At 61.7% G+C, this 9915-nt stretch carries 10 protein-coding genes; 2 read left to right on the forward strand and 8 right to left on the reverse strand.

Annotated elements, in window-relative coordinates; translation table 11 throughout:
* From EPO09_RS14140 to EPO09_RS14150, 3 genes are all read right to left on the reverse strand, one after another.
* Positions 1-186, reverse strand: a 186-nt coding sequence (locus EPO09_RS14140; protein WP_290643964.1) for a glutamate--cysteine ligase, incomplete at its 3' end; no start/stop codon positions are given.
* 233 nt (positions 187-419) lie between these two features.
* Entirely contained in the window at positions 420-1961 is a 1542-nt protein-coding gene (locus tag EPO09_RS14145; protein ID WP_290643965.1) for an ammonium transporter, read from the reverse strand.
* Between the two features lie 61 nt (positions 1962-2022).
* On the reverse strand, positions 2023-2361 hold the full coding sequence (locus tag EPO09_RS14150) for a P-II family nitrogen regulator (RefSeq protein WP_290643966.1): 339 nt from the start codon (positions 2359-2361) through the stop codon (positions 2023-2025).
* Between the two features lie 318 nt (positions 2362-2679).
* On the opposite strand from EPO09_RS14150, the gene EPO09_RS14155 reads away from it, so the two are divergent.
* Together EPO09_RS14155 and EPO09_RS14160 are read left to right on the forward strand one after the other, a co-directional pair.
* Positions 2680-4221, forward strand: coding sequence for a YifB family Mg chelatase-like AAA ATPase (locus tag EPO09_RS14155; RefSeq protein ID WP_290643967.1), 1542 nt, complete (start codon positions 2680-2682; stop codon positions 4219-4221).
* A gap of 114 nt (positions 4222-4335) precedes the next feature.
* Complete coding sequence (locus EPO09_RS14160; protein WP_290643968.1) at positions 4336-4935, forward strand: copper chaperone PCu(A)C; 600 nt, start codon at positions 4336-4338, stop codon at positions 4933-4935.
* A gap of 9 nt (positions 4936-4944) precedes the next feature.
* On the opposite strand, the gene lapB is transcribed toward EPO09_RS14160, so the two are convergent.
* The 5 genes from lapB to cmk all read right to left on the reverse strand — a co-directional run.
* Complete coding sequence (gene lapB, locus EPO09_RS14165) at positions 4945-6102, reverse strand: lipopolysaccharide assembly protein LapB (protein ID WP_290643969.1); 1158 nt, start codon at positions 6100-6102, stop codon at positions 4945-4947.
* Between the two features lie 44 nt (positions 6103-6146).
* A complete protein-coding gene (locus EPO09_RS14170; RefSeq protein ID WP_290643970.1) occupies positions 6147-6524 on the reverse strand; it encodes a lipopolysaccharide assembly LapA domain-containing protein in 378 nt (125 codons plus the stop codon).
* A 7-nt stretch (positions 6525-6531) separates the two neighbouring features.
* The gene (locus tag EPO09_RS14175) at positions 6532-6846 is read right to left on the reverse strand and encodes an integration host factor subunit beta (RefSeq protein ID WP_290643971.1); all 315 of its coding nucleotides are present in this window, start codon (positions 6844-6846) and stop codon (positions 6532-6534) included.
* A 183-nt stretch (positions 6847-7029) separates the two neighbouring features.
* Positions 7030-8715 carry a 30S ribosomal protein S1 gene (rpsA, locus tag EPO09_RS14180; RefSeq protein WP_290643972.1) on the reverse strand — a complete coding sequence of 562 codons (1686 nt, stop codon included), beginning with the start codon at positions 8713-8715 and terminating at the stop codon, positions 7030-7032.
* A 192-nt stretch (positions 8716-8907) separates the two neighbouring features.
* Positions 8908-9915 (reverse strand): (d)CMP kinase (gene cmk / locus EPO09_RS14185; RefSeq protein ID WP_290643973.1); only part of this gene is annotated, 1008 nt, incomplete at its 5' end.

A 9915-nucleotide genomic window follows, 5' to 3' on the forward strand; every position in this document is an offset into this window, starting at 1 on the left:
CTGATTGGTATCCACAGGCGCGAGCTTGAACCCGGCATTGCGCAAATCCACCGATGTGTAGAAAGGTGGTGTGTGCTCCATCCATTCAAGCCGGAACCAGCGCTCGATGGCCGGCACGGACTCCAGCATGCGCTGCTCCAGTTCATTGATGGGGCCGGTTAGCGCGGTGATCAGGTGGGGAACCATGGTGGAGCGAGGGTGTTATGTGGATATCTGGGCAGGATCGTAGCAAGTTCGGGGCGCTTGCGTGCTTATTCAAGGGGCGAGCAAGTTTGCGCGGGATTTTTATATGTGCACCGTGCAGCTGTACTCGATTCGTGGCAGTGCGGGCGGGCCATGAAAAAAGGCTGCCCGAAGGCAGCCTTGATGGGATTGAGCAGGGCGGCAACTGTGCGCCGCCCTGATGCCAATCACTCGTCTTACTTGTGATAAGCCGTTTCGCCGTGTGAAGTGATGTCCAGACCTTCGCGCTCTTCCTCTTCAGGCACACGCAGGCCGATCACCAGGTCAACGATCTTGTAGGCGATCAGGGAGACCACAGCCGACCACACGATGGTCAGGCCGACAGCCTTGGCCTGAACCAGCAACTGGGCGCTGATCGAGAACTCGGTCGGCGTGGTCATGGTGACCGTGACCCAGTCAGCGACGGTGGAAGGGCCACCCAGGTTGGGCGAGTTGAACACGCCGGTTACCAGGGCACCGAAGATACCGCCGACGCCGTGCACGCCGAACACGTCCAGCGTGTCATCTGCACCCAGCAGCTTCTTCAGACCGGTCACACCCCACAGGCAGATCAGGCCAGCCAGCAGGCCGATGACCACGGCACCGCCGATACCGACGTTACCAGCAGCAGGCGTGATCGCAACCAGGCCAGCCACAGCACCGGACGCAGCGCCCAGCATCGAAGCCTTGCCCTTGTGCAGGCCTTCACCCAGGCACCAGCCCAGCACAGCAGCGGCGGTGGCAACAAAGGTGTTGATGAATGCCAGCGCAGCGAAACCGTTGGCTTCCAGAGCCGAGCCGGCGTTGAAACCGAACCAGCCCACCCACAGCAGCGAGGCACCCACCATGGTCAGTGTCAGCGAGTGAGGCGTGAACGCTTCCTTGCCGTAGCCGATGCGCTTGCCGACCATGTAGGAACCCACCAGGCCAGCCACAGCGGCGTTGATGTGCACCACGGTACCGCCGGCGAAGTCCAGCGCGCCCCACTGCCAGATCAGACCGGCCTTGCCGTTCATGGCATCGACCACTTCCTTGGAGGTGTAAGCGTCAGGGCCCATCCAGAACCAGACCATGTGCGCAATCGGGGCGTAGCTGAAGGTGAACCACAGCACCATGAACAGCAGCACAGCCGAGAACTTGATGCGTTCTGCGAAGGCGCCCACGATCAGGCAGCAGGTGATGCCGGCGAACGTAGCCTGGAAAGCAGCGAACACGATTTCATACATCGGCACACCCTTGCTGAAGGTGCCGGCGTTGACGAAAGTGCCCGCGACGTTGTCCCAGATGCCCTTCATGAACAGGCGATCCAGGCCGCCGATGAAGGCGTTACCTTCGGTGAAAGCCAGGCTGTAGCCGTAAACGAACCACAGCACGACGATCAGCGAGAAGGTGACCATCACCTGCATCAGCACGGACAGCATGTTCTTGCTGCGCACCAGGCCGCCGTAGAACAGGGCCAGGCCGGGAACCGTCATCAGGATCACCAGCAGTGTGGAGACCAGCATCCAGGTGGTGTCGCCCTTGTTGGGGGCAGGTGCAGGCGCTGCGGCAGCGGATGCCGCTTCAGACGCTGCGGGGGCAGCCGCAGGGGCTGCAACAGGCGCCGATGCCGGTGCGGTGGCTTCAGCGGCAGCCGAAGCGGCTACGGGTGCGGACGCCGCGGCGTCCTGAGCGTGCGAGACGCCCAGTAGACCGAAGGCTGCCAGCCCCAGCGCGAGGGACGCAATGAGCTTTCTCATGAAGATGCCTCTTGGAAACGTGAGATAGAAGGGGATGTGGGTCAGGCGTGAGAGCCGAGGATCAGAGCGCGTCCTTGCCGGTTTCGCCGGTACGGATGCGGACAACCTGCTCGATCGGGGTCACGAAGATCTTGCCGTCGCCGATCTTGCCGGTACGGGCAGACGACTCGATGGCTTCGATCACGCGGTCGAGGATGGACTCATCCACAGCCGCTTCGATCTTCACTTTCGGCAGAAAGTCGACCACGTATTCCGCGCCACGATACAGCTCGGTGTGGCCCTTCTGGCGGCCGAAGCCTTTGACTTCGGTCACGGTGATGCCTTGGACGCCAATGGCAGACAAGGCCTCACGCACTTCATCAAGCTTGAATGGCTTGACGATGGCGGTCACCATTTTCATGGTTGGTTCTCCGGTGAGGTTGGCAAAAATTCAGACACAACCATGTCTGCACGATCCATGCCAGCGCGCCAAATCGGTGAGCCACCTGTGAAGCATTCGAGTCGGTGCACCGAGTTGGCATCTCGGATGGCGGCACGCACGAACTTTGTGCGGTGCCGTGCGTTTGTTACGCCTGTTTGGTTGATGTGCACGCTCTTGGTGCTGACTGGCGTGGAGCTGGTTGTGATGGGCGCCCATTGGTGGGGCCCTTTCGGGGGAATGGCGATTTTTCACAAGGCGGCAAAATTGGCCGTATCCCCGAAATGAAGCATTCCTGACATGTCATTGGCCATCATTCACAGCCGCGCCCTGGATGGGCTCAAGGCGCCAGAAGTCACCGTGGAAGTCCATCTGGCCAACGGTTTGCCCTCTTTCACCTTGGTGGGCCTGGCTGACACTGAAGTCAAGGAGGCCAGGGAGCGGGTGCGGGCCGCCTTGAGCAATTCAGGTCTGGAGTTCCCTTTCAACAAAAGGGTGACAGTCAATCTGGCGCCAGCTGACCTGCCCAAGGAATCCGGGCGCTTCGATCTGCCGATTGCGCTGGGCATCCTGGCCGCCATGGGGCACCTGGACGCCAATCGGCTGGTCGAGCTGGAGTTCGCCGGGGAGTTGTCACTGGGGGGCGAGTTGCGTTCGGTGCGCGGTGCCTTGCCCATGGCCCTGGCTTTGCGGCGCGGTGCCAGCGATGCGCCTGGTGCGCGACAGCGTGGCCTCGTCCTGCCTCAATCGAGCGCGCAAGAGGCGGCGCTGGTCGATGGTGTGCGCCTCTACGGGGCCACACACCTGATGGATGTAGTGGCTGCCTTGCGGCCGGCTGATCAAGGTGCTGGCGGCGATCTGATACGTGCGCAGGCGGTTCAACCGGCAGCGCCGACCATGACTTTGGCAGACCTGAAGGACGTCAAAGGGCAGACGGCGGCCAAGCGGGCGCTGGAGGTCGCTGCGGCTGGTGGCCATTCACTGCTGATGGTTGGGCCGCCAGGCACGGGCAAATCCATGCTGGCTCAACGCTTTGCCGGGTTGCTGCCAGCCTTGGATGATGACGAAGCGCTGGAATCTGCTGCTGTGCTGAGTCTGGCTGGCTGCTTTGATGCACAGCGCTGGCGGCAGCGCCTCATGCGCAGCCCGCACCATACGGCGTCTTCCGTGGCGCTGGTGGGGGGCGGCTCTCCGCCCAGGCCGGGCGAGATTTCGCTGGCACACCACGGCATCCTCTTTCTTGACGAGCTCCCGGAGTTCCCTCGTGCTGCGCTGGAAGCGCTGCGAGAGCCGCTGGAGACGGGCCTCATCACGATTGCCCGCGCGGCGCGGCGCCATGATTTTCCTGCGCGCTTTCAGTTGCTGGGCGCGATGAACCCTTGCCCGTGCGGGCATTTTGGCAACCCGCTGAAAGCCTGTCGCTGTACGCCGGATCAAGTCGCGCGCTACCAATCTCGCCTCAGTGGGCCTTTGATGGACCGCATCGACGTCCAGATTGAAGTGCCTGCCGTGCCACCAGATGTGCTGGCAGCCAGTCCGGATGGGGAAAGCTCAGCCGACGTGGCCGCGAGGGTGCTGCGTGCTCGCGAGCGGCAGCGCTCGAGGCAGGGAGTGCTCAATGCGGAACTGTCGGGCAGTTTGCTGGAGGCGCATGCGCAGGCCGATGCGGCTGCTTCGAGTTTCCTGCAAACAGCCTGTGCACGGCTGGGATGGTCTGGACGGGCTTTCCATCGTGTACTCAAGCTGGCGCGCACGATCGCAGATCTGGCAGGGGCCGACGCCATAAGGCAGTCCCACATGGCTGAGGCCATTCAGTACAGACGGGTTTTGCAACAAATCTGAGATGGCGCAAAGGTGCGATGCAGTGGCATACGAACAAAGGCGGTAAGTCGCGCGCTCCCGGCGCTAGACTTGCCTCAGTACCCTTGTACTGGAATGGCGTTGGAGTGCCTCATCATGAAATCTAATCAAGCGCTTGCTCTTCTGGCCCGCACGGGCCTGTCTGCCCTGATGCTGGGTGTGGCGATGTCTGCTGCATGTGCGGCTGATCAAGCTGCTGGCGGCAAGCCGCCCGTCAAAGCCGAGGCCAATGCCGAAGCACCTTTGGTGAAAGTGTCGGATGCCTGGATCCGCGCTACGGTCAAAGGCCAGAGTGGTACCGGCGGTTTCATGAACCTGACTGCCTCTCAAGCCTTGACGCTGACGGGGTTCAGCACCACAGCGGCTGCTGACAGCGAATTGCACGAAATGGCCATGGATGGCGGCGTGATGCGCATGCACGCTGTACCGTCCTTGCCGCTGCCTGCTGGTCAGACGGTGAGCCTGCGTCCTGGTATGGGCGGCCATCATCTGATGCTGATGGACCTGAAGCAGCAACTCAAGGACGGTGATGAAGTGAGCTTGACCCTGCTGTTGCGAACCGCTGATGGCAAGACCGTGAAGCAGGACGTCAAGGTGCCGGTCAAGAGTGGTTCGATGACCATGGCGCCAGCCTCCGGCGCAGCTTCAGGTGCAGGCGCGCATCACCAGATGATGCATGGCGGCATGCACCAGTAAACCCAAGCCTTACTGGTCTTCCAGTCTGCGCGGCGGGTAGGTGTCCCAGCCCTGGCAGCCGGGGCATTGCCAGAAGTAATGCTGGCTCTCGAAGCCGCAGGCTGCACAGCGGTAGCGCTGCAAGGGCTTGGCTGCTGTGGTCAGCGCCTGCTGCATGAGTTCGATCTCGGGCTCATCCAGCGGAACATGCGTGATCAGACGTTCACGGATCAGGCCTTGCGCAGCAGACAAGGACGGCTGCGTGCGGATATGGGCCATCAAGGCCTGGCGGCGCGCTTGCGGGTCTTCTTGCAGGCTGTTGACCGCGCTCAGTACATCGACTGATGGCACCTGGGTGTACAAACCTTGCAATTTGTCCAGCGCGGCCTGGTCTTCACCGCAGGCTTTCGCGCACTTGGCGTAGTCCATGGCAATCAGCGAGAAGGCCTGGGCTTGCATCACCATCAGGTCATCCCAGACGCGCAGGGCCTTGGCGTGTTGCCCTTGACGTGCCAGCCGCTGGCCTTGCATGACCAGAGGGCGTGCCGCCTGAGGCGCCGCTTCTCGGGCACGTTGCAAGGCTTGTTCCGCCTCATCTGCGCGACCACGAGCGTCGGCCTCATGCGCGACCTCGCACCAGTGGTGCGCCATGCGCTGCGAGAAAGAGCCTGTGCCAGAGGCCTCCAGCTGGCGCGCGATTTCAATGGCCGGGTGCCAGTTGCGCGAACGCTCATGCAATGAGAGCAAGGCCAGGCGTGCGTCTGTCGAGAAGGCCGTGCCCTCCAGTGCCTTGAAGGCTTCTTCGGCGCGGTCAAACAGGCCGGCCTTCATGAAGTCTTGCGCCAGGGCGTGCTGGGCGCGCTCGCGCTCGTCTCGCTTTAGATCGGCGCGGGCCAGCAGGTGTTGGTGCACGCGGATGGCGCGTTCGTACTCGCCGCGGCGGCGAAACAAATTGCCCAAAGCGAAGTGCAGATCGGAGGTGTCGGGGTCGTGCTGAACGGCTTCGATGAAGGCATCGATGGCCTTGTCCTGCTGTTCGTTGAGCAACAGGTTCAGGCCTTTGAAGTAGGCCTGAGGTGAGGCACGGTCTTCACGCTTGAGTTGGCGCAGATCCAGGCGCGAGGCCGTCCAACCCAGCAGGAAGACAAAGGGGAAGGCCAGCAGCAGCCAGTAGAGATCGAATTCCATGGGCGATAGAGGCTAGGCCGGTCAAGGGCCGATCACGGGGCCAGTCACTTGGCAGGTTTGCGCGGCGCAGGCATGTCCGGCGGGAAGGGCAGTTCCGCAGGCAGCGTTGGTGGGCCAGAGCGGGTGCTGGGGCCGCTGTCAAACGGGCTGGGTGCGGCGGTTTGCTTGCTGTTGACGACGGGTTCCGGCAGCAACAAGGCACGGTTGCGCGCATCGCGGCGATGGCGCCACCAACTGGGCAACATGGCCAGCACGCCGGTGACGCAACCCAGTGCGAACACGCCCAGTACCACGAAGACCATCGGCGCCTGCCAGCTGTACCCCAGGAACCATTTGAGCTCCACCAGATGCTGGTTGTTCAGCGCGAACGCGAACAGGACGAAGAACAGCAGGCCGCGCCACAACCAGTTCAGTGCTCGCATGAGGTTTTCAGCTCTTGAGTGTGTCTTGTTGGACGACAGTATCCACCTTGTCCACGCCTTCGCGCAGGGCTTTGCCTGGTTTGAAGTGCGGGACCAGCTTTTCGGGGATCAGGACCTGCTCGCCCGAGCGCGGATTGCGGCCCATGCGGGGTGGACGGCGGTTGATCGAAAAGCTGCCGAAGCCGCGGATTTCGATGCGGTGGCCTTTGGCCAGCGCTTCGGACATCGCATCGAGGATGGTCTTGACGGCGAACTCGGCATCACGCTGGGTGAGCTGGCCGAATCGTTCGGCCAGTCGGGCCACGAGGTCGGATCGGGTCATACGAGAAGACGGCGTGAATCTTTTGAAAGGCTGTGATGAGCATCAGCAAAAAGCCCCTTCAACCTGGTAGGACCAGGGATCCAGGGCTTTCTTCAACACCACGAGGTGCTGCCACGCTCATCACAACCTCCGAAGAACCAGGCCGAAACCTGGTCAACGGAAGCAGTGTGAGACCAGACGGGATTAACCGTTGTTCTGGTCCAGTTTGGCCTTCAGCAGGGCGCCCAGGCTCGTTGTACCAGCACCTTCCTTGGTGGTGTCAGCACGCAGAGATTGCATGGCTTCTTGCTGTTCGACGTTGTCCTTGGCCTTGATCGACAGTTGGATGCCGCGGGTCTTGCGGTCCACGTTGATGATCAGGGCGGTGACTTCGTCGCCTTCCTTCAGCACGTTGCGAGCGTCTTCAACGCGGTCGCGGCTGATTTCGGAAGCGCGCAGGTAGCCGATGATGTCTTCACCCAGGGTGATTTCGGCACCCTTGGCATCCACGGTCTTGACCACGCCAGTGACGGTAGCGCCACGGTCGTTCAGGGTCGTGAAGTTGGTGAAGGGGTCGCTGTCCAGCTGCTTGATGCCCAGGCTGATGCGCTCACGTTCGACGTCGATCGCCAGAACGATGGCTTCAACTTCTTGACCCTTCTTGTAGTTGCGCACGGCGGCTTCGCCAGGCTCGTTCCAAGACAGGTCGGACAGGTGCACCAGGCCGTCGATACCAGCAGCCAGACCAACGAACACGCCGAAGTCGGTGATCGACTTGACGGGGCCCTTGACCTTGTCGCCACGGTTGAAGTTCTGAGCGAAGTCGTCCCATGGGTTCGGCTTGCACTGCTTCATGCCCAGGGAGATGCGACGCTTGTCTTCGTCGATTTCCAGAACCATGACTTCCACTTCGTCGCCCAGGTTGACGATCTTGTTGGGAGCGATGTTCTTGTTGGTCCAGTCCATTTCAGAGACGTGCACCAGGCCTTCAATGCCAGGTTCGATCTCGACGAATGCACCGTAGTCAGCAATGTTGGTGACCTTGCCGAACAGACGGGTGCCAGCAGGGTAACGGCGAGCAACGCCAACCCATGGATCGTCGCCCATTTGCTTCAGACCCAGCGAAACGCGGTTCTTCTCGGCGTCGAACTTCAGGACCTTGGCGGTCAGTTCTTGACCAACCGTCACCACTTCGGATGGGTGACGGACACGGCGCCATGCCATGTCGGTGATGTGCAGCAGGCCGTCGATACCGCCCAGGTCCACGAACGCACCGTATTCGGTGATGTTCTTGACCACGCCGGCCACGATCGCGCCTTCGCGCAGCGTTTCCATCAGCTTGGCGCGCTCTTCGCCCATCGAAGCTTCAACCACAGCACGGCGCGACAGCACGACGTTGTTGCGCTTGCGGTCCAGCTTGATGACCTTGAATTCCATGGTCTTGCCTTCGAACGGCGACATGTCCTTGACAGGGCGCGTATCGAGCAAAGAACCAGGCAGGAAGGCACGGATGCCGTTGACCAGAACGGTCAGGCCGCCCTTGACCTTGCCATTGACGGTACCGGTCACGAAGTCGCCAGACTCCAGTGCGGTTTCCAGAGACAGCCACGAAGCCAGACGCTTGGCCTTGTCGCGCGACAGGATGGTGTCGCCGTAGCCGTTTTCGATGGCGTCAACAGCCACGGACACGAAGTCGCCCACTTGGACTTCGATCTCGCCCTGGTCGTTGCGGAACTCGTCGATAGGCACATAGGCTTCGGACTTCAGGCCAGCGTTGACCACCACGAAGTTGTGTTCGACGGCCACCACCTCAGCGGTGATGACTTCGCCCGGGCGCATGTTGGCGCGTTGCAGCGACTCTTCAAAAAGGGCGGCAAAAGATTCAGACATGGAGTTTCCTGTGCTGGGGTTAGCCAGCGGTAACGCTGCGATCGACAGGAACGACCACAACGGGTTGGGTTGAAGAACATGACAACCGGGCCACCTTGCAGCAGCCCCGATCACTCAAGCGCAAGCCTGGCAGCATGCGCCGGAAGTCACAGCCTTTTGGTAAAGACCCCTCGTGAATGTCAAAGACACCAGTCAGTGACGGACGATCACGTGGGGCCAGCCCTCGACCCACAATCCCAGTACCGTTTCCACCGATTGTTCGATGGTCCAGGCCGAGTTGTCGATCTTGTGGGCATCAGCAGCAGGCACCAGAGGCGAGACGGCGCGGGTACGGTCCCGCAGGTCACGCGCTTCTAGGTCTGCGCAGATCTCATCGAGATTAGCAGAAATCCCTTTTGAAATCAATTGGTTATAACGGCGTTCCGCCCGTTCTTTGACGGATGCCGTCAAAAACACCTTCATGGCGGCGTCCGGAAAGATGACGGTGCCCATGTCTCGGCCATCGGCCACCAGGCCGGGCAAGCCACGGAAAGCCTTCTGCAGCTCGACCAGCGCCTGGCGAACTCCTGGGAAAACGGACACGCGCGAGGCGGCCTGACCGATGTCTTCGCGGCGGACCAGTTCGCCCACGTCACGTTGATCAACCCAGATGTGTTCCCGATCAAATCGCAGGGAGATGGCGTAGCCGAGCTGGCGGGCCAGGTCTTCCAATGCGGGCGCGTCATCCAGGCTGATGCCGCGTTCGGTGGCCAGCAGGCCGGTGATGCGGTAGAGCGAGCCCGAATCCAGGAACTGGTAGCCCAGGCGGGTGGCCAGGGCGGAGGCCAGCGTGCCCTTGCCCGAGGCGGTGGGGCCATCGACCGTGATCACGGGGATCAGATCGGGATTGGTTTGCGCGACCTGGAACAGCGATTCGAAGTAGTCCGGGAAGGTCTTGCCGACGCAGCGCGGGTCGTCAATGCGAACCGAAATAGGCTTGTGGGGTGTGGCCGTGGGTGCCAGAGGGTTGAACGCAGCCAGCGAGAAGCACATCGCCATGCGATGGTCGTCATAGGTGTGGATGCTGGCGTGCTGCCATTGACCCTGGGCGGGCGGCGTCACTTCAATGAAATCCTGGCCCTCGACCACGGTGGCGCCCAGCTTGCGCAACTCGCAGGCCATGGCCGAGATGCGGTCGGTTTCCTTGACGCGCCAGCTGGC

Origin of the sequence: Aquabacterium sp., from assembly GCF_004297345.1 — a bacterium.
GTDB lineage: Bacteria > Pseudomonadota > Gammaproteobacteria > Burkholderiales > Burkholderiaceae_C > Aquabacterium.